This window comes from Virgibacillus litoralis (assembly GCF_017873675.1).
GTDB classification, from domain to species: Bacteria; Bacillota; Bacilli; order Bacillales; family Amphibacillaceae; genus Lentibacillus; species Lentibacillus litoralis.
This window is the reverse complement of sequence record NZ_JAGGKK010000023.1, coordinates 34947-56114: the sequence shown is the minus strand read 5'-3', so window position 1 is coordinate 56114 and position 21168 is coordinate 34947. Positions and strand designations below refer to the sequence as shown.

The 21168-nt window shown below is 38.2% G+C and carries 20 protein-coding genes; 7 read left to right on the top strand and 13 right to left on the bottom strand.

All coding sequences use genetic code 11. From position 1 onward, the window contains the following. Positions 1 to 11 precede the first annotated feature (11 nt). Positions 12 to 632: a sporulation membrane protein YtaF gene (gene ytaF / locus J2Z82_RS17035; RefSeq protein WP_209482013.1), complete on the top strand. Its 621-nt coding sequence runs from the start codon at positions 12 to 14 to the stop codon at positions 630 to 632. A 1-nt stretch (position 633) separates the two neighbouring features. Here ytaF and J2Z82_RS17030 read toward each other — a convergent pair whose 3' ends face one another. Then, positions 634 to 1425, bottom strand: a complete 792-nt coding sequence (locus J2Z82_RS17030; protein ID WP_209482012.1) for an SDR family oxidoreductase — start codon at positions 1423 to 1425, stop codon at positions 634 to 636. A gap of 683 nt (positions 1426 to 2108) precedes the next feature. Between J2Z82_RS17030 and J2Z82_RS17025 the strand changes: the two genes are divergently transcribed. The 3 genes from J2Z82_RS17025 (at position 2109) to J2Z82_RS17015 (ending at position 5373) form a co-directional block, all read left to right on the top strand. Continuing rightward, on the top strand, positions 2109 to 2945 hold the full coding sequence (locus tag J2Z82_RS17025; RefSeq protein WP_209482011.1) for a CvfB family protein: 837 nt from the start codon (positions 2109 to 2111) through the stop codon (positions 2943 to 2945). A gap of 433 nt (positions 2946 to 3378) precedes the next feature. Further along, positions 3379 to 4368 carry a DUF6612 family protein gene (locus tag J2Z82_RS17020; protein WP_209482010.1) on the top strand — a complete coding sequence of 330 codons (990 nt, stop codon included), beginning with the start codon at positions 3379 to 3381 and terminating at the stop codon, positions 4366 to 4368. 78 nt (positions 4369 to 4446) lie between these two features. After that, on the top strand, positions 4447 to 5373 hold the full coding sequence (locus J2Z82_RS17015; protein WP_209482009.1) for a DUF6612 family protein: 927 nt from the start codon (positions 4447 to 4449) through the stop codon (positions 5371 to 5373). 56 nt (positions 5374 to 5429) lie between these two features. On the opposite strand, the gene J2Z82_RS17010 is transcribed toward J2Z82_RS17015, so the two are convergent. Together J2Z82_RS17010 and J2Z82_RS17005 are read right to left on the bottom strand one after the other, a co-directional pair. Further along, entirely contained in the window at positions 5430 to 5708 is a 279-nt protein-coding gene (locus J2Z82_RS17010; RefSeq protein WP_209482008.1) for a hypothetical protein, read from the bottom strand. Between the two features lie 92 nt (positions 5709 to 5800). Then, complete coding sequence (locus J2Z82_RS17005; protein WP_209482007.1) at positions 5801 to 6028, bottom strand: DUF2164 domain-containing protein; 228 nt, start codon at positions 6026 to 6028, stop codon at positions 5801 to 5803. A 212-nt stretch (positions 6029 to 6240) separates the two neighbouring features. Between J2Z82_RS17005 and J2Z82_RS17000 the strand changes: the two genes are divergently transcribed. After that, positions 6241 to 7938, top strand: a complete 1698-nt coding sequence (locus J2Z82_RS17000) for a M3 family oligoendopeptidase (RefSeq protein WP_209482006.1) — start codon at positions 6241 to 6243, stop codon at positions 7936 to 7938. A gap of 192 nt (positions 7939 to 8130) precedes the next feature. On the opposite strand, the gene J2Z82_RS16995 is transcribed toward J2Z82_RS17000, so the two are convergent. The 4 genes from J2Z82_RS16995 to J2Z82_RS16980 all read right to left on the bottom strand — a co-directional run bounded on the left by J2Z82_RS16995 (position 8131) and on the right by J2Z82_RS16980 (position 11480). Further along, entirely contained in the window at positions 8131 to 9687 is a 1557-nt protein-coding gene (locus J2Z82_RS16995; RefSeq protein ID WP_209482005.1) for a Na+/H+ antiporter NhaC family protein, read from the bottom strand. A 228-nt stretch (positions 9688 to 9915) separates the two neighbouring features. After that, the gene (locus tag J2Z82_RS16990; RefSeq protein WP_209482004.1) at positions 9916 to 10041 is read right to left on the bottom strand and encodes an anti-repressor SinI family protein; all 126 of its coding nucleotides are present in this window, start codon (positions 10039 to 10041) and stop codon (positions 9916 to 9918) included. 234 nt (positions 10042 to 10275) lie between these two features. Further along, a complete protein-coding gene (locus J2Z82_RS16985) occupies positions 10276 to 10479 on the bottom strand; it encodes an alpha/beta-type small acid-soluble spore protein (protein WP_092491833.1) in 204 nt (67 codons plus the stop codon). Between the two features lie 239 nt (positions 10480 to 10718). Continuing rightward, positions 10719 to 11480 (bottom strand): SDR family NAD(P)-dependent oxidoreductase, encoded by a 762-nt coding sequence (locus J2Z82_RS16980; RefSeq protein ID WP_209482003.1) that lies wholly within the window; start codon positions 11478 to 11480, stop codon positions 10719 to 10721. A 239-nt stretch (positions 11481 to 11719) separates the two neighbouring features. On the opposite strand from J2Z82_RS16980, the gene J2Z82_RS16975 reads away from it, so the two are divergent. Further along, on the top strand, positions 11720 to 12505 hold the full coding sequence (locus tag J2Z82_RS16975; protein ID WP_209482002.1) for an HAD family hydrolase: 786 nt from the start codon (positions 11720 to 11722) through the stop codon (positions 12503 to 12505). 42 nt (positions 12506 to 12547) lie between these two features. On the opposite strand, the gene J2Z82_RS16970 is transcribed toward J2Z82_RS16975, so the two are convergent. Continuing rightward, complete coding sequence (locus J2Z82_RS16970) at positions 12548 to 12739, bottom strand: YwbE family protein (protein WP_209482001.1); 192 nt, start codon at positions 12737 to 12739, stop codon at positions 12548 to 12550. A 269-nt stretch (positions 12740 to 13008) separates the two neighbouring features. Between J2Z82_RS16970 and J2Z82_RS16965 the strand changes: the two genes are divergently transcribed. Continuing rightward, positions 13009 to 13896: a glycine betaine ABC transporter substrate-binding protein gene (locus tag J2Z82_RS16965; protein WP_209482000.1), complete on the top strand. Its 888-nt coding sequence runs from the start codon at positions 13009 to 13011 to the stop codon at positions 13894 to 13896. Positions 13897 to 13921: 25 nt separating this feature from the next. Here the strand turns inward: J2Z82_RS16965 and J2Z82_RS16960 are convergent, their stop codons facing one another. The 5 genes from J2Z82_RS16960 to J2Z82_RS16940 form a co-directional block, all read right to left on the bottom strand. Next, entirely contained in the window at positions 13922 to 15535 is a 1614-nt protein-coding gene (locus tag J2Z82_RS16960; RefSeq protein WP_209481999.1) for an FMN-binding glutamate synthase family protein, read from the bottom strand. A gap of 305 nt (positions 15536 to 15840) precedes the next feature. Continuing rightward, the gene (gene asnB / locus J2Z82_RS16955) at positions 15841 to 17688 is read right to left on the bottom strand and encodes an asparagine synthase (glutamine-hydrolyzing) (RefSeq protein WP_209481998.1); all 1848 of its coding nucleotides are present in this window, start codon (positions 17686 to 17688) and stop codon (positions 15841 to 15843) included. Between the two features lie 765 nt (positions 17689 to 18453). After that, positions 18454 to 19437 carry a Gfo/Idh/MocA family protein gene (locus tag J2Z82_RS16950; protein ID WP_209481997.1) on the bottom strand — a complete coding sequence of 328 codons (984 nt, stop codon included), beginning with the start codon at positions 19435 to 19437 and terminating at the stop codon, positions 18454 to 18456. A gap of 72 nt (positions 19438 to 19509) precedes the next feature. After that, positions 19510 to 19839, bottom strand: coding sequence for a PTS lactose/cellobiose transporter subunit IIA (locus J2Z82_RS16945; RefSeq protein WP_209481996.1), 330 nt, complete (start codon positions 19837 to 19839; stop codon positions 19510 to 19512). 15 nt (positions 19840 to 19854) lie between these two features. Continuing rightward, a complete protein-coding gene (locus J2Z82_RS16940; protein WP_209481995.1) occupies positions 19855 to 21162 on the bottom strand; it encodes a PTS sugar transporter subunit IIC in 1308 nt (435 codons plus the stop codon). Positions 21163 to 21168 lie beyond the last annotated feature (6 nt).

Below are 21168 nucleotides of genomic sequence, written 5' to 3'. Positions count from 1 at the left end.
AATTGATATAAATGCTCTTTAATGCTGGATTAATACTTTTAATTATTGGAGTAAGTATCGATGGATTTGGAGTTGGAATCACCTATGGAATGCGACGGATTCGGGTTCCATTTACTGCATTAAGTATAATTATGTTCTGTTCTGGATTAATTGTTTTTATATCAATGACAATTGGTAACATATTAAGATCCTTTATCACACCTGACGTAGCTGAAATGATTGGCGGTATTATTTTGCTTTTAATTGGTTTATTTTGTTTATATAATGTTACTCGTTCCAAAAGTGAACCAGATCCTGATATAAATTCAAATGATGAAGCTTGGGGCAATTTTAAAACTGTAATGAAACAGCCCGTTCAAGCCGATTTGGACCAGTCCGGGACCATTTCAGCAAACGAGGCACTACTTCTAGGGTTCGCGCTGGCAATTGACGCTTTTGGTGCTGGTCTTGGAGCAGCTATGCTAGGCTATTCACCAGTCACAACCGCTGTTTCAATAGCCCTTATGAGCGGGGGATTCGTATTATGTGGAGTCCGTTTGGGAATTTTTTTAGCCACAAAAAAATGGATGCAACGGTTTGCACTGTTACCTCCATTTTTACTGATCATGTTAGGGATTTCTAATATAATATGATTTACAATGCCTTCACTTGCCCGCCGTCAATAATAAGCGACTGTCCGGTAATATATGTATTAGCACCAGATGCAAGAAACACAATCGCCTTTGCAAATTCATCGGGTTCTCCGTATCGCTTCATTGGTATTTGCTGAACCGCTTCTTGTTTTACCTCTTCAACAGAAACTCCTTGTTTATCCGATTTTTTCTGATTCAATTCCAGTACTCGATCTGTTTCAATTGTTCCTGGGCCAACCGTATTTATTAAAATATTATCTTCAGCAAGTTCTCGCGCAAGACTTTTTGCAAGTCCAACAATTGCAGGTCGCATCGTATTGGACAATATAAGATTATCCAGACTTTGTTTTATTGATGAAGAAGCAATATTTACAATATGACCAATCTCCTGTTTTTTCATATATGGAATGACCACGCGAGTTGTTCGAATGAAACTTAGAAGATTCAGTTCAAACGCATGGTACCAATCCTCATCTGACATGTCAGCAAACTTTCCAGCTGGAGGCCCTCCTGCATTATTAACTAAAACATCAACAGTCCCATATACAGATACCGCATGCTCTGCCATCTGCCTGATTTCCTCAGTATTTTTCATATCACAAACAATATAACTGACATTCTCATTACCCGTTTTCTTCTTAATCTCTCTAACAGTGCTGGCAAGTGAAGATTCACTTCGGCTACTTATTAAAACGTTAGCACCCTCTTGTGCAAATTCAGTAGCAATTGCTTTTCCAAGTCCTTTGCTGGCAGCTGTTACAAGTACAGACTTTCCTTTTAGTTGAAGATCCATCCTAATCACATTCCTTTCGGCAAATTGCTTATGAAAATCCGGAATCCTTCTTAGAAAGGACTCCGGATTCTACATTTTTCATACTCTTATTATAACATTGAAAGTATCCAGCCAATAACTACAATCGCACCTATTACCATTAAAATTGTCCGTATCATATAATTCACCCTTTCAACTTTGTGCATATCATTAAAATACCCATTAAATTAAAAGTGAAAACATCACGCAATTACATTTAGCAGCACCGTCACTGTAACAATACTGATAAGCGTTGATGTTGGTGCCTGTCACTTCCCGTTTTTTGTCGAACACTTCCCCAAAAAAATGTTGACAAGCGTAAGATTATGTGAGATTATATATAAGTTATAAGTGAAGTAACAAGTAAGTATGAAATTCTGGCATTCTGCTAGTAAGTTTTTGAAGATCTTATTCACACTGGCGCGACTAAGGGGTCGCAAGGACGTCAGAGCAGGTAGGGCTGACGTTGCTTAAGGAAGAAAACCCCAGTGGAACAATGACCGCGGTAAAAGCGAAATCCCATAAATGGTGATTTCCCACCCGATAAATCAATTCGGGATAAATATAAAAATGGAAACTTATGTGTTACTTTATAAATCAAAGGGGTACTCTTATAGTAAGAGTACCCCTTTTCCAATACATATAAGGAAAGTAGGCTAACAAAAATGAGAATAGGATTAATCCAAAAACTTAAGGTACTTCGAAAAATTGATACTGGTTACGTATTAGAGGGCGATGTACTTCTGCACAATAATGAGCTGGACACAGAACTTGAACCAGAACAGGAAATTGAAGTATTTCCCTACACTGATAAGAAAGGACAGCTCATCGCAACCACCAAGCTCCCTTCTGTACAAATGGACGAGTATGACTGGGCTGAAGTTGTTGAAGTCATGCCAGGTCTTGGCGTGTTTGTAAACATTGGTATCGCAAAAGAGATGCTTGTGTCTATCGATGATCTCCCATTATTCGAAAGCGTTTGGCCAATAATCGGTGATATGCTTTACGTAACTTTAGGAAAAGACCAAAAAGGCCGCTTGCTGGCAATACCGGCATCCGAGGGCGTCGTTGAGAGACAGTGGGATCTAGCACCAGATGACTTGTTAAAGCAGGCATTCAGCGGACGTGTGTATCGAACAAGCAAGGAAGGCTCAGCTATTATATCTGAAGACGGTTATCGCGGATTTATTCATCATACAGAACGAAAAGAAGAACCACGGCTCGGCGAATGGGTTGAAGGACGGGTAATCGATGTAAAAGAAGACGGGACACTAAACGTTTCGCTTAAGCCGCTTAAGCAACACAGCATGGGTCAAGATGCCGATAACATTTTAATGCACCTTAAACAGAGTGATGGCGTTATTCCATTCAGCGATAAAAGTGACCCTGAAGATATTCAAGGAACATTTAATATCAGCAAAGCCGCCTTCAAACGTGCCCTAGGGAAACTCATGAAGGAACGAAAAATAGAACAACATGACGGCAAAACATATCTGAAGTAGATTCGAGGGGCATTTGTCACTTCCCAATCAATGTCGGTATGTATCAAGGGAAATTTGCGACTAACTAAGCAGCCTAATCATGGCTGTTTTTTTTATTTAGGAAATTATAAAATTTAAGTGCTGTGGATTACTGGACTTCCGAATCAGCGACGTCCAGCTCCAGCACCTAGCGCCTAGTGGACTTCCCTCCCCGTGTCTACGATAAGTCAACATCGAATCGCTTACGCTCTTCGTGTATCCTTTATCTCAGGGAAAAGGAAGATCGACTAAGACCGCCGCTTTGCGCGGCAACGTCGACCCACACGCGATGCGCGGGCGCAGTCCATACGGCGCTGAACAGGCGCTTGCGCTTTTGTTTTATACTTAAGTATACATTACAGCACTATTTTTAGTGTGGTAAAGTTTGAGCACCAACACTAATAGAGGTGTGCATATGAAGAAGTTAACAGGTTTTATCTTAATGGGGATTACCCTATTATTAATGACCGCATGCAGTGAAGAAGAACCAGTAATGAATGACGAAACCAACAAAAATACAGTAGAAGAAACAGAAGCAACAACTGAGGAAGTTAACGAAGTCGGAGAAGAACAGCAAGACGATGATGATGAAACTGGCGAAAAAAAGAAACAGCCAAATGAAGATGATAGCAATCAATCAGACGAGCAAACAAATACCGATGATACAAACATGGAAGAAACGAATCAAAGTGAAGACGCAACAGCTAAACTAACGGACGCTGCAGCAATTCTCCGAAAATCCAGTGAAGCAATGAAGAATGTTGACAGTTTATACATGGGCGGTACCACAGTGTCAGATGCAATCATCAATGATGTCAAACGTATTGAAATAATCAATATTAATGCAGATATGATGATCGGAGAGCAAAAGACGCTCCACCAAACCGTTAAAATTGAAGCCAACGATGAGCCTGACAGTAACATGGAAATGTATCTAAATGAAGAAATGTATTACCTGAAAGAGAATAACAAATGGATTTCAATGGAGGCTGAGTACGCAGTTAATAATCTATACAACACTGTTTTTGATGAGCAATTAAGCTTTTATTCCGACTACAGTTCCCTTTTCCAAGTTACTGATGAAGAAGACCATTACATCCTAAGCTATTCTGGCACTGATGAGGAATTTAAAGAAATCGTTTTTGGCGCAGGTCAAAAAGTCTTGAATGATTTTTTCAGAGATTTCTATCATAATATGAAAGTCACTGGAATCTACAAATTGACCATTGATAAGCAAACATTTTATCTAACAAACTATTTGCTCGAATATGAAGCGACCACCTCTGGGGAAGCTGGTAAAGGGCATATCTATGAAAAAAGCGAGTTTTCCTATGGTAACTTCAATGCTTACGTTGAGCTTATTGTACCACAAGAAGTTCGAGAAGCTGCTGAACCTGTAAAGTAAATTTATATACTTGAGGATACATTACAACAGCTTGTTTCGTATGCTAATGTTTAATAATAACCCTAAAAGAGGTGGCCTATGAGGAAAATAATAGCTTTACTATTTCTAATTTGTGTAATGGCTCTCGCAGCATGCGGCAGTGACAATGCTGATCAAGATAAAACGGAAAAAGATGCTGTCGCAGAAGAAGAACAAACGAATGAAGAAACATCAGATACCGGTGATGAGAACACTGAAGAAAGTACAAAAGAAGAGGATCCCGAAGAAGCTGAGGAACCCAGCGAAAGCGGTAATCTTATTGGTTCTGACGCCAAGAAGATATTTCAAAAATCAGCAGAAGCAATGCAAGAGGTGTCCAGTTATCTAGTAAAAGGAGAATTCACAGATGACAGTACTATTAGTGGGCAGAATGAAAAAGCAACAACTGAACTGACAATGGAACTTAGCTTAGCTGATCAATCCAATATGTATATGAAATCATCGACAACTAGTAATACGGATTCCGGTGGAGTCGTCGAACTCTACAAAGTAGCAGACGGAATGTATATAAAATCACCAGATCAAGATCAATGGATGAAGATGCCTGCTAGTTCAGATTATGGAAGTTTGTTTACTACGTTACAGGCGGACCAATTGACCGAGTACGTCAATCTCAGTAATGCATTTGAAGTTAATGACAATGGCAACCATTTTGTTTTAACATTTACCGGTACAAATGAAGAATATAAATCAGCCGTAATGGGGGCTGGGATTGCAGCACAGGAAGGTATTTTAAAGGAACATTATGATAATATGAATGTCAATGGAACTTATGAAATAAAAATCGATAAAGATTCACTTTATATGGTGGGCTACACATTTGAATATGAATCAACTACCTCAGGAGAAATAGGTGAGGTTGAAACATATCATAATGCAGAATATACCATAAGCGAATTTAACGAGCACGATGATATCACGGTTCCAAAAGAAATCACGGATTCCGCAGTTTCGGTTGGACAGTAGTTCATTAAAAATCGGCTTGGAGATGTGTAAATTATCCTCAAGCCGATTAACTTTATTTATGAATGTGTGTATGTGTCCACTATTGAAGTTACAGTAAAATCAATAGCTGCAGCGAACATGCATGCAATTCCCCATCCCCCAAGGCCTAATCCGGTTATTACAATTTTATCTCCAATAGTTGCGACGATAAATAGGATTAACCCTGTAGCAAATAGCACAACTCCAGGCATATACAATATGTACCTATCTTTAGAAGATAGTTTACTCAGGACGATGTTGAAGAGCATCAGTACAACTACTAACACAAGCCCAATAGTCACAGTAGTAACAAACATAATATCACCTCATCATTATTTGTTATTATCATTCAGTCTATCCCGGAGCTTTAATAAAGTCAATTAAATTATCTCATTTTTCAGAATTACAGTTATTTCATAATCCCAAACATATCATCCAACTTATCACCTATATATGCGTGACTATCTTCAACACCTAGATTATAAAATACCGGTGCAATTTCTTCGATAATAAATTCCAGCATTAACATTGCAGCAAGGTCGCCAATCTCTTCATCCCGCTCCTCCAAAAAATATCTTTTGAGTAATTCTACCATCCCTGCTTTCTTTTCTTTTGTCAGTTCAAATTTTGGCTTCATGTAAAAAACCTCCGCATCATTTTAGAAAGATAGTATATCACATATTTTACCTTCTTTTGAAAACCTGGGATTTGTTAAAGGGTGTGATTTCCTTGCGTGCAAGCCTTTGCAGCGGAATGTTATAGTTAAACTTATGCAGTAAGAAACTTAACTACGAAAAAGGATTTCGACGAAAAATGTCGAATACGATAATTATAACAAGGAGGAATACCATGCAGTCTTTTGAAAATTACACATATGAGCGACCTGACATGCAGCAGGAAAAGAAGACGTTCAACAAGCTATTAGAGAAGTTCACAAATGCACCATCAATTAATCAGCAAAATGAAGCTATCAAGAAAATAAACGAATTCCGCAACCGATTGTCTACACTTTCTAATCTAGTTTATATTCGTGCATCGATTGATACAAATGATGATTATTATCAGAAAGAACGGGATTTTTTCGACGAGATCGAACCGGAAATACAAGAGCTGGACACGTTATTTTATAAAGAACTGGTAAATTCATCTTTTCGTGACGAACTTGAGAAAAAATGGGGCAAGCAATTATTTCAAATTGCTGACTACCAAATCAAGTCTTTTTCACCTGAAGTTATTACACTGCTTCAAAAAGAAAACAGGTTATCATCACAGTACTCAAAGCTAGTCGCTTCGGCCGAGGTAGAGTTTCAGGGAGAGACATACACATTGGCACAGCTTTCACCATTTACCGAAAGTAAGGATCGATTAGTTCGAAAAGAAGCTGTTGAAGCAAGTGCAGGTTTCTTCGCCGGACATGCAAAGGAATTTGATGACATATATGACCAGCTTGTTAAAACACGGCATAAAATCGCAACAACATTAGGTTACAAAAATTTCGTCGAGCTTGGTTACATAAGAATGCTGCGTATCGATTACGACGCTGATATGGTTGATATTTTCCGAAAACAAGTCCGTGAATCGATCGTTCCACTAGCTACTAAACTTTACGAAAAACAAGCAGAGAGAATTGGTCTTAATTCACTCAAGTTTTATGATGAAAACTTCAGATTCCAAACAGGAAATGCAACTCCAAAAGGGACACCAGAATGGATTATTGAAAACGGGAAGAAGATGTACGAAGAGCTGTCTCAGGAAACGAAAGGATTTTTCCGATTTATGCTTGATCGAAACCTAATGGATCTTGAAGCGAAAAAGGGCAAAGAGGCTGGTGGGTACTGTACATTCATTGAAGATTATCAATCACCATTTATTTTCGCGAACTTTAACGGTACTTCAGGTGATGTCGATGTTCTAACACATGAAGCAGGTCATGCATTTCAATTTTACTCCAGTCGTAATAATGAAATTCCTGAGTACTTAATGCCGACGTGTGAATCAGCAGAAATTCATTCGATGAGTATGGAATTTTTTACATGGCCATGGATGGAGCTATTTTTCAAGGAAGACACTGAGAAATATAAGTACGTTCACTTGTCAGAAGGATTACAGTTCCTCCCATACGGTGTTGCAGTTGATGAATTTCAGCATCTAGTTTACAAGAACCCAGATTGGACACCAGATGAACGTAAGCAAGCATGGAGAAAACTTGAGGAAATTTACCTGCCCCATCGTGACTATGATGGCAATGCTTATTTGGAAACAGGGAGTTTCTGGCAGCGTCAAGGTCATATTTATGAGGTTCCATTTTATTATATCGACTACACTTTGGCTCAAATGTGCGCTTTTCAATTCTGGAAACGATCATTTGATGAAAACGATAATGCCTGGAGCGACTATCTTAACTTATGTAAATTAGGTGGAACAAAATCGTTCCTGGGTCTTGTCGAAGCCGCTAATCTCCGTTCTCCATTTGAAGAAGGAGCCGTTGAATCGATTGTTGAATCAATTGAAAATTGGCTGGATTCAGTAGATGATAAATCATTGTAACCAAATGCAGAATCGTTAACAAGTGCTGTAGAATTTTTCTTAGCGAAAAAAGAGTAACTGTCAAAATAGGCAGTTACTCTTTTTGCTTTCATTATGATCATTTTCTTAGAAAACCCCGGCATTCACCAATTCTTTGTGATGAATTTTAAAGTTGTACTTATGCAGTAAATATAAACTGAAGAGCATTCATTATTAAGCAGCTAAACTCGATTCATTCGGTATTTTCTGCCCCCATACCCTGTTTAAAATGAAGGCCAGTATAATTAGCGTGATAACTCCTGCAATAATAGAAAGAATTGCAGAGCCTGTTATCCCAGCAATCAGGAATGAAACTATACCGGAAATTCCTGCTGTTATTGCATAAGGAATTTGAGTATTTACGTGATCGATATGGTCACTCGCAGACCCAGCTGAAGACAGGATAGTTGTATCGGAAATCGGAGAACAATGATCACCAAATATCCCTCCACTTAGAACTGCTGCAATTGCCAAGTACATGGAAAGATCCATCGAATCAGCAATCGGCATTGCGATTGGAACCATGATAGCAAATGTTCCATACGAAGTACCTGTTGTGAAAGCAACAATTGCACCAATAATGAACAATAATACTGGAATTATCGCTGGCGATGCTGTTTGTTCCGCAAAATCAACAATATATGCGGCTGTTCCCAGTTCAGATGTTACACTTCCAATTGACCAAGCCAGCGTCAGTATAATATACACAAGCATCATACTTCTAAAGCCACTTACATAAATAGACATCGCTTCTTTAAATGAAAACAGTTTTTGCTGCATGCCCATAATAAGAGCAACAACCCCAGCTGAAAAAGCAGCAATTAATATTGATTTTCCGCCGTCAGCTTCACCAACTGCCGCAACAAAATCTTTTTCAGGAAATCCACCTGTCCACAAGAATAGTGGTGGAATCAATCCAATAAGCACTACAATTGGAACAATCATATTTCGCTTCTTTGGAGTATGACCTTCAGCCAATTTTACATCATCAGCCATTTTATCCTCTGACGGTGGTTCAGCACCCTTACGAATCACTTCGCCAGTTGTACGTGCACGGTATTCAGCTTTTGCCATTGGACCATAATCCCATTTCATAAAGACAATAATTGCCACAAGGGCAAGTGCTAATATCGAGTAGAAATTGAACGGTATCGTGAAAATATATGTCATATACTCTGACCCTGTCATACCAAGCTCTACAAACTGCGCACCGATAAGCCCCATAACAAAAACAACCCAAGTTGATACTGGTGCTAACAGACACATTGGTGCAGAGGTAGAATCAACTATATAAGCAAGTTTTTCTCTTGATACACGCATTTTATCTGTTACCGATCGCATAACACTTCCAACTGTCAGTGCATTAAAATAGTCCTCAAAGAAAATAATGATACCAAATAGGAACGTTGAACTCTGTGCCCCCCTTGGCGTTTTCACCTTTTTGGAAATGGAATGTGCAATAGCGTGGGCACCACCTGTTTTTTGCAAAAAAGCGATTAGAACTCCAAAAAGTCCACAGTAAATTAAAACAGTTGCACTCCACTCACTCCCTACATTAGGAATGATAAAATCACCAAAACTTGCGTACAATCCCATTAATGGATTCCAGTCATGCATCATCGTTGCACCAAGCCAGACACCAGCAAATAATGCAGGTATTACATTACGGGTGATCAAGGCCAGCACAATCGCAATAACTGGGGGCAATAGCGAAAGAATTCCAAACTCCATGTTCTCATCTCCTTTCAAATTTGATTAAAGTACTACCTATTAAAACATATTAATGCTTATACAATAATATTTCTTTATCGTACTAAAAAATCCTGCAAAAGTCTTAGAAAAATTCAGATTATTTTTAGCAACTAAAAAAATAAAAGCAAACCCACTAATTAGGTTTGCTTTTATTTTTCCTTTAGCTGAGCAATTCGTTCTTAAAACAGAACGATAAAGTTAAAAAAATTAGCTGTCTTCATGTCCATTCTGTAAAAAGTCTTTAATCTCTTCAATGCTTAAACCCGCTGCCTTTGCCTCCTGCACTAATTCAACCCATTCCTCATCAAGCGCAATCATAAACTGATCATTCATTTCGTTTCCCCCATATAATCATGTTTATGTAAATTCAAAAAGTTGATCTGGTTATAAATTCCCATGCCTACTTCAAAAAGTATATACAACAACAATACAAAATAAAATTAAAATATGAAAGTATACCTAAGTATACAAATGAGACTTTTGGTGTCACCCACCTCAGCCTCATTTAAAAAAAGCCACCCTAACTACTTGCAGTTAGGGTGACTACCCGCATCACTAATACAAACGCTACTTATTTGTATCAGACATGCTTGATTCGGCTATTTTGATCATTCGTTTAACCATTTCGCCGCCCACTGATCCGTTTTCGCGTGCAGTTGTGTCAGCACCAGTCTGAACACCAAACTCACTTGCAATTTCCTCTTTCATGCGATTCATTGCATTATCCGCGCCAGGCACTAACAAATCATTACGATTATTGTTACCTGCCATAACTGATCACTCCTCGTGGGTTTTTGAACAGTCAATAACCTGTTCAGTGTTATTTTTTGATAACTTACTAAATTTTACCCCTGTTAAAAATTGCATTAGAAAACTTGGCTTATCGCCAAGCCTTAGTTGCACTTATTCAGTAAGAAAGAATTTACACTTTTCTTATCTGCTAAATAAAGGAAGCCCCACTTCATGGTCTCCCTTAATCCTATTTCTTAAATTTTTTATGCTAACACTTCTTATTGTGCTGCCATTCCACCATCAATGCGATACTGTGAACCACTGATAAAACTGCTTTCATCAGAGGCTAGAAACAGTACTAAGTTTGCAATATCACCGGATTCACCATAACGGCCCATTGGAATAGCATTTTCCTGTTCTTCTTTTGCCTGTTCGGCATCATCAGGATTAAAGCCTTTCTCCAAGGAACGCATCATTCTAGTATTGACTGGTGAAGGATGAATTGAATTAACCCTCACATTCGAACCTGCAACCTCCAATGCGGCTGACTTTGTTAATCCAATTACAGCATGTTTGGAAGCTACATAAGGTGAAACACCAGGTGATCCGATTAGCCCTGCGACAGAAGAAGTATTAATAATACTGCCGCTCTCCTGTTTTGTCATAATTGGAATCACATGCTTCAAGCCAAGAAAAATACCCTGTACATTTACAGTCAGCACTTTATTAAAGTTTTCAACCTTCTGTTCTGCAATTGGGGCAACTTCTCCTTCTATACCTGCATTATTGAAAAACACATCTATACTGCCAAACTTCTCTATTGTTTTAGTAACATAATTCTTCACTTCATCTTCATTCGTAACGTCAGCCTTGACTGTCATAACATCACCGTATTGCTCAAGGTCCGACTTCACATTATCAAGTGCATCCTGCTTCATATCAACCAGCGATACCTTTGCACCCTCTTTTAAAAAGTATTCAGCTGTTTTTTTGCCAATACCGCCAGTAATGATTGCTGTTTTTCCTTCTAGTCTTGCCATAATCTATACACTCCTTATAATGCGGCTTGTAAAGTAGATCCTATTGCCTACTCCCACATAATCTAACCCTTATGGAAGAAAGTTAAACATATTTACACAAAATAATGACTGTCTATGCTAAAATACGATATATGTTAGAAAACTTGGCTTATCACCAAGTTTTAATATAGATAAGCCTTAGTTGCACTTATGCAGTAAAGAAGGTATCTTTTCTGTCAAAAAAATATAAGGAGATTTACATGACATACAAAATATTATTTCTCGATATTGATGGTACTATTTTAAAGCCAGATCATACGTACACTGAAGCTACAAAAAATGCTATAACAAAGGTAAAAGAACAAGGTGTTGAAGTATTCCTCGCGACAGGTCGTCCATTACATGAGATTCATGATTTAGCAAAAGAACTCGATATCCATTCGTATATAGGATACAACGGTGCTTTTGCAGTCTATCGTGATAAGACCGTTGTAAATGAACCAATGGACAAGAACACCGTAGAGCAAATTTTGGATATAGCTAAAAAAAATGATCATGAACTAGTGTTATATACAAGGGATACAAGTTACTACACAACACTAACACGACCTCTTGTCACCCATTTTATTGAAACATTTCAAATGAAAAAAAGTGAGCTCTACAATGGGGAGAATAAAGATAAAATATTAGGTGCAACATTAATGAATTTATCCCCATCACAACCTGCCCTATATGAATTAGGAGCTAATATTCATCTATCTCCAGTTCATGTACCTGGTGTCGAACATTGTTATGATATTATTCGCAAAAACGTTAACAAAGGAATTGCTGTTGATAAGGTGCTTGATCTGTTGCATATCCCACGTGAACAATCGATAGCTTTTGGCGATGGTATGAATGATAAAGAAATGCTTCAAGCTGTTGGAGAAGGCTTTGCAATGGGAAACGCTCCTAATGAACTGTTCCAATATGCCAAGGATAAAACAACCACTGTCTCAGATGATGGAATAGTTAATGGATTAAAAAAGTTAGGTTTAACCGTTTAAACGAAATGGCAGGATTGGTCTTCAAACCAATCCTGCCATTTTTTATGTACAAACACGACCAACCTGTCCATCCTCCAGTCGTACTTTTATTCCATGCGGATGGTAACTCGAATTAGTTAAGAGATCCTTTACAACACCAGCCGTACGTACACCACTCTTCTGATCTTTTTTTAAAATAACTTCTACCTCTAACCCAGGATAAATATTCTTCCTGTGCCTGCCATCGATTGTCATATTATTAATTCCTTTCTTTTAACTTCCTCTTTTAGAATAGTTTATCAAAATCAGTTAAAAATATATACACAATGTTCTCTAAGAATTCATCTTCTAGATGTGGATCCAAATATAAATTCCTCACAATTTTTCAGTAGCCGAATTCGCCACCAATCTCTTTCCAAAAAGTCTGATTTCTATCTAAGTACTATAGTCTATAACATTAATAATGGGGATATGTGAGAAATGTTTAGTAACATACAACAATCGAGAAAGGACGAAAAATTTACATGAGGAAATCAGTAAGTTTACTTTTTATAATAGGACTTTTATTGTTAGCTGCATGCGGAAACACAGAAGACGAATCCATTAACCAACAGGATAAAAACTTTAATGATAATAAAGAGGGAACAATCGTATTTGGACAAACTGAATGGACAAGCACAAAAGCACCAACACAAATTGCTAAACAAATTTTAAAGAAAGCAGGATACAATATAAAAATATCACTATTGTCACAACCATTGATCTTTGAAGGCCTGCAATCAGAAGAAATTGACGTTTTCATGGATGCATGGCTACCATATACAGAGAAGGAACTATGGAATCAATATAAAGATGATTTACAAAAGGTTGCAACAAGTTATGAAAACGTGCCATTAGGCTGGGTAGTCCCTAGCTATGTTGAAGAAGACTCAATAGAGGACATCAAGGAAAATCCAGATAAATTTGGTGGTATAGTATATACAATTAGCCCTGGTGCGGGAATAGTTTCAATTTCTGAAGAAGTTATGAAAGATTATAGTCTTGATGGATATGAATTGGTACCATCCAGTGAAAGTGCGATGCTAGGCGTACTTGACGATAAAATTAAAAATGAAGAACCTGTTATCATTACAGGTTGGCGCCCGCATTCCATGTTTGCAAAATATGATCTTAAGTTCTTAGAAGAGCCAAAAGAAAACTTCAAATACGATAATGTTTATGTACTTTCTTATCAGGGACTGGAGAAAAAGCACCCTGAGGCATACGAAATTTTATCCAACTGGAGTATTAAAGTAGATGACTTAGAAAAAATGATGCAAGAACACGAAACTAACGATGTTTCATTTGAAGAATCCGCAAAGCAGTGGATTAAAGACAACAGAGATCAAGTGGACCAAATGCTTGGAAAATAATTTACCTTAGAAGTAACCGCTAATGTTAGGCATTGGCAGACCCTTCTCCTCCTTTTTCAATCATCGTTTGATAAATATCATCCATTGACCAGGTTTTACCTTTTTCATCCTTATAAACAACATGTTCACGCTTGAAATGAACTGGTGAATCTAGCCCTGATGCAGCAGCAACCCGGAACAATCCCTTTCGCATCGTAATCACATAGTTTGCTGTACGGTGTTTTTTTTCATTAATTACTAGGGCTTTTTGCATATCAGGGTCAGTAGTTGCCACCCCAACAGGGCACATATTCGATGCACATTGCAGCGTTTGAATACAGCCAACAGTTATCATAAAACCACGTGCAATATTAACAAGATCTGCCCCCATAGCAATCGCTATTGCAACTCTGTCCGGTGAGATTAACTTCCCTGCAGCAATAATTTTCACAGTATTACGAACGCCATATTTTTTCAACGCGTTATCAACTAGAGGCAATGCAGATCTTATTGGCAAACCTACACTATCTGTTAGTTCTTGATAAGATGCACCCGTTCCCCCCTCACCACCATCTACTGTTATAAAATCCGGCCCTTTTCCCGTATCTCTAATCTGTTTTGCTAATTCATCTGCTTCAATGTGGCTTCCAATTACAATCTTCATTCCAACAGGGAGCCCCGTGTGTTCCCTAATTCGTTCAATAAAATTAAATAACGAAGGCATATCACTAAATTCAGGAAATCGATTTGGACTGTCAATAGACTTGAATGGCTCAACCATACGAATTCTGGCAATTTCTTCATTAACTTTTTCAGCATCAACATGTCCACCACGTGTCTTAGCGCCTTGTGCCAGTTTTACTTCAAAAGCCTTTAATTCTGGAATCCTACTTTTCTCAAGTAACTCATCCCAATTGAAGTTGCCTTCACGGTCTCTTACACCAAACATACCGGGGCCAATTTGCATGATAAGGTCAACGCCACCTTTTAAGTGGTAATCCGAAAGCCCGCCTTCCCCGGTATTCATCCACGTACCTTTTGCCATACCCAAACCTTCAGAGAGTGCAGTAATTGCCCTGTCGCCTAATGAACCATAGCTCATTGCTGACATACCTATTTGACCTCTTACTTTAAATGGATATTTACATTGCCCACCTATAACAATCGTATCTTTTTCATCAAGCAGATACACGGAAGATTCATGTTCCTCTAACTTTTCCACTCTTTGTGCAAACATGGGTTCCTTAATCAGTAAGTAACGATTCGTTTTTGCTTTTGTTTTTTGATCCATTTTTAATTCCTTAGTGAGCTTTGGAAACATTGAATTCCGTATATAATATCCTTCTGCTTCAAAGTCGCGCTGTGATCCGAAGCCAAAAACATCACGTTTATATTTTGCCTTTCTAACAATATGCTGGAAGTCATTACGTGAAAAGGGCTTTCCTTCATTATCATTATTGAAAAAATACTGCCGTAACTCGGGTCCTATACTCTCAAAAAAATACCGTGCCCTCCCTAATAATGGATAATTACGGAGAACCGGGTGCTGCTTTTGCTTTTGATCAACGTTATATAAATAAATACCTGTCACTACTACTATAATTAAAATAAGAAAGACAACCACAAAGCCAATAATTGTCATGACATTAGCTATATTCATCCTGCAATTCCACCTTTAATTAAGCGTCTATAAAGTTAGGATGTATAGTAGTGATAAAAATTATCCAAAATAAACATTGAAAAACTTCAAAAACTTGGCTTACAGCTAATCCACAGCTGCACTTATGCAGTAACTTTCTTAACTGCCCACGCAAAGCGTCCGCCTGCAGAGGAAATCAACAGTCCTAGCACATTTTCAATTAGTTTGGATTTACTGCGTTACTTTTGAATTATGAAATTGTTTCAACTGCAAAAAACTTGCCAAAAGCCGAATTGACTTGGCAAGCTGCTTTACTGTTCCAGTAATTAATCGCGGACTGTTACATTATATTTACTTAACCAATAATTAATCTGACACAAATGCGCAATCAGCTGCGGACCTTTCATTAATTGGCCATACCATGGCTCTTTGAATTCTTTCCCTTCACTAAGAACAATAGCTTCTACTCTTTTTCGATCTATAAATTCAAATAGCGGTGAACCGGAATCTGCTAAAATTTCATTCATCCAGTTAACCACTTGCCTGGTGTATTCTGGTTGAAAAGTCTTTGGATATGGACTTTTCTTTCGATACAAAACATCATCCGGCAGTATACCTTCCATAGCCTTTCGTAATATACCTTTCTCCCTGCCATGTAAATTCTTCATTTCCCATGGTATATTCCAAACATATTCTACTAATTTATGATCGGCAAATGGCACCCTAACTTCCAGACTGGCACCCATACTCATTCGATCCTTTCGATCAAGCAATTGCGCCATAAACCAATGCATATTTAAATAAAATAGTTCTCTGCGCCTTGTGTCCTCCGCGTTCTCCCCATCAAGTCTTGGTGTCTCATCAATCGTTTCTTTATAGCGATTATATACATAGTCTTTAAGATTTAGTTTTGTTTGCCACTCTGGGTGAAGCAAACCTATTTTTTCATCCAGGGATCTCATCCACGGAAAACCACCGTCTGAAGAGGCTGTTGGATCATGAAACCAAGGATATCCACCAAAAATTTCATCTGCGCATTCTCCAGATAAGCTCACTGTTGTATGCTTCTTTATACGCCTGCTAAACCATAACAGTGATGAATCAATGTCAGCCATTCCTGGTTGGTCACGTAAATCAACCGACTCCTTTAGCAAACTCGCCAATTCATTTCCCGTCATCACTTCATCATGATGATTTGTTGAAAAGTGTTGAACCATCTTTTCAATCCATGGTCGATCACTGGAAGGCTGAAATTTGCTAGACTCAAAGTATTGATCATTACCTTCATAATCTACCGAGAACGTAGACAACTGCCCTCTGCCATTTGCTTTAAAATAGTCAGAAGCAATAGCAGTAATCGCGCTTGAATCCAAGCCACCTGATAAAAATGTTGAGACTGGTACATCAGCAACTAGCTGACGCTGAACAGCATCAACAAATAACTCCCGTACTGTTTCGGATGTTTCCTCTATTGAATCATGATGCAGCTTGCTCTCTACATTCCAGTATCTCCAGACTTTTAGTCCGTTTTTAGAAAAAATTAAAGAATGACCTGCCCGTAATTCATCAATTCCTTTAAAAATTCCATGTCCTGGTGTTCTCGATGGACCTAAGCCAAATATCTCAGCAAGTCCATCACGATCAACTTCCGCCTTCATATCTGGATGCGCTAAAATTGCCTTTAACTCAGATCCAAAAAGAAAATGTCCTGAATTCTCATGGAAAAATAACGGTTTAACCCCAAGTCGATCTCGTGACATAAACAGTTGTTCCTTTTCCTCATCCCACACTCCAAAAGCATAAATCCCATTAAGAAAATCAACGCAATTTTCTTTCCATTCGATATAAGCCGTCAGCAGCACTTCTGTATCTGATGTTGTACTGAAATCATGGCCTCTGTCTCGTAATTCTTTTCGTAATTCTTCCGTATTATATAACTCACCATTATATACAAGCGTGTAAGAAAATCCATCCTTCTTCTTATGCATTGGCTGTTTTCCACCTTCAATGTCAATAACAGCAAGCCTTTTGTGACCAAACGCCACATGTTTATCCACCCAAACTTGTGTATCGTCCGGGCCACGCAACGTCAATGTTTCTGTCATCTTAGCCAATGCAGGTCGCTCGTTCCAGGCGCTATTATTCCAATTCACCAATCCAGTAATCCCGCACAATTCACTTCATCCTCTCACAGAATATCAACAAAATAGTATATGCAGGAGACGTAATAAGTATTCCAAGTACAACTTAAGAGTATATGACAAACAAACATAAATAATGTTAAGAAAAACGAAACAGGGACATATCTAAAACTTTCACTTAAAGACGAATAATAGCAGGATAAAATGGTTGGTTAATACGCAGTTTATGAAATGTGTCTTCATCGAGGTTATGAGAGCACGAAAATTGTTTAAATTGCATAAAATGTGTCTTCATCGAGGTTATGAGAGCACGAACCCTGTTTAAATTGCGTGAAATGTGTCTTCATCGAGGTTATGAGAGCACGAACCCTAATTAAATTGCATGAAACTTGTCTTCATCGAGCTTATGAGAGCACGAACACTGTTTAAATAGCATGAAATGTGTCTTCATCGAGCTTATGAGAGCACGAATTCTATCCAAACATCGAGAAACGGTCACTCATCAGGGTTATGAGAACCGGCTGAATATTTTCCACAGTATGTCGCAGTTTATACCTAATCTGCACCATTAGAAAACTAGGATTCACCAAGTCTTTTGGTGAGTGTCACAGTTGCACTTTTCACTTTGATCAAATCACTTTTGTCCCAGCCTCGTTAGAAAAAAATGGCTAATCGTTAAAGGGGTTCTAAGAAAGCTTATTTGCTTCCTCGGAACCCCTTATCATTTTAGAGTTCAAGCCTTAGATTCAATCAGGCAACTAAAAAATGATTTATCCTACCCTCCAGCACAAGCCGTATCTATTTTTCAGAAGCAAATACAATTCCAGTTTGTCTACGGGCTTCTTCCGTTACGGAAAGTACATTGAAACTCAATTCATTCAGATCCTTATATGCCTGGTCATTTCCTGTTTCTATAATGCTAGCAAAATGATCAATCTCAAACACCATGTTATTGTCTTGATTCACAGAATTTAAGGATACTCGTTGTTTTGATGGTGTCTTAAATAGCCGCGGGTTATTTATCTCCCCAGCATCGTCAAATACTAGTGTACCTTCCTCACCTTGAATCTCACAGGCATTAAAGGAATTGGATATCTTTGAACATAGAATCGTACAAGTGAAATCAGAATACGTTAAAACTAATGTGCCATTACCATCGATCCCACTTTTTAATTTAACCGGAAAGTATGAAACATCTTCAGGCTGTCCAAACAAGGCTACTGCAACAGATAACGGGTAAACACCGAGATCAACAAGCGCTCCACCAGAAAATTCCGCTGTAAAGATATTTGGGTTTTCTCCTCTCAAATACTTATCATAACGAGAAGAGTACTGAATAAGATGCAACGACATACTGCGAACTTTTCCAATTTCATCAAGATTTTCCTGCAAACTTTTAAAATTAGGTGAATGTATATTACGCATTGCCTCGAATAAATAAACATTATTTTCTTCAGCTATTTGATGAGCCTCTTTCCACTCTTTCGTATTTGAAAAAATCGGCTTCTCACAAATAACATGTTTTTTTTGTTTTAAAAATATAATCGCATGCTCTGCATGCATCGAATTTGGAGATGCTATATAAACACAATCTATTTCACCGCTTTTTGCCATTTGTTCGATGTCTGTAAACACGTTTCTAACATTATGTTTGTCAGCAAACATATTCGCCTTTTCAGAAGTCCTGGAATAAACGGCATTATGCATAAAATTTTCGGAACTTTTAGCCGCATCTATAAATGCATCCGTAATCCACCCTGTACCAATAGTACCAAATCTCATCATCTCATCCTTTCAACTGAATATAAATACTGCCCAACACCAGTGATGTTAGGCAGTATATACTACAAAATTTTATTGTTCAAGCTTTTCGATACGCTTTTCCAGGTTCTCTTGTGATTTCAACTGATTTATCATTCGCTTGATCAATTGTATCTCTGCCTGTGCAGTCATTACATGATCCTGTGCGTGTATCATGAAGAAGTTTGGCACAGTATCATCTTCGCTTTGGATTAGCTGTGTTTGATACTTATGACCTTTAAGAAATTCTTCATCTGCTTCCTCTAGTAGCTTCTCAGCATCATCAAACTTATATTCCTCCGCTTCATTCAGGGCTTCATAAGCTGCACCACGGGCGTTTCCACCGTGTAAAATAAGCTGCATCATTATTTCTTCATAATTCATAGCGCAATCTCCTCTCTAGCTGTTAGCTGGCTGTTCTTCTTTATTTGATTGCTCTTCTTCGACAAGTTGTTTTTCATATCGTTTAAAGAATGGGTAATAAATCACCGTTGCAATTACTGCGTTCATAATCTGAACAAGACCCGCCAGCCATGAACCACCGGTAGCGATAAATCCACCAAAGAAAATCGGTACCGTAAATGGTGGTTGAACGATAACAGGTGGCAAAATACCTGTTGCAAACAAAATATAGTTGACTGTAACAATAATTACTGGACCTAATATAAATGGAATAATCAGAACCGGATTCAGAACGATCGGAAGTCCAAAAATTACCGGTTCATTAATGTTAAAGAATGACGGAATAATAGCTGTCTTCCCTACTTGTTTAATTTGTGCTGACGCTGAGAAGACCATGAAGATAACCAGTCCTAATGTTGCACCTGAGCCACCAATATGTGTAAACATATGAAAGAAAGGTTCTGTAACAATACCTGTTGCTTCACTTCCTGATTCAATAGCATCAGCATTGCTAGCTAGCTGCGTCATCCAAAATGGATAGGCAACAGAAGATACGACGTTCATTCCGTGAATACCAATTGACCACAAAACAAGCATTAATAAAATCATACCGAGTGCAGCCCAGTAAGAGTTTGATGCCGCAACAAATGGACTAAATGCGTCCAATACTAATTGTGGAATTGTAACGCCAAAGTTTGCCCAGACAATCCATGCCAAAATCCACACTAAAGGAAGGATTAACATGAATGGAACAAGTGCCCGAAAGGTTCGCATTACATATGGTGGTACACCTGCTGGCATTTCAAAGGCAACACCCTTATTAATAAGAAAACGCATTGCTTCAGTTGTTAGTATACCTAATATAATTGCTACGAATAACCCTTGTCCACCTAGATAGTTTAAAATTTCACCAAAAGGGACTTGTGTAATGTCTTTTACTGGAAACGCAGTCATAAAGAAAGCTAGCATCGAAAGAATACCTGCCATAACTGCATCCATATCTTCCCGAATCGCTAAACTATAACCAACACCAAATGCCACAGTTAATGCCATTAATCCAAAGGTCAGGTTAAATGGAAATAGTAGCTGTGCCTGAATAGGCTGTACTGCGTTTTCCCACGCATTAATTATTCCCCAATCCAAAGAAGATGGTGGGTTGGCAATAATTAAGAAGAACGCACCTGTAATAATAACTGGTAATGCAAAAATAACGAATGCATCTCGAATTGCCTGCAAGTATTTATTTTGGGCAATTTTTCCCAATGGTTCCATAAGATGATCTTCTAGCCATGTTGCTATGTTCATGTCTTT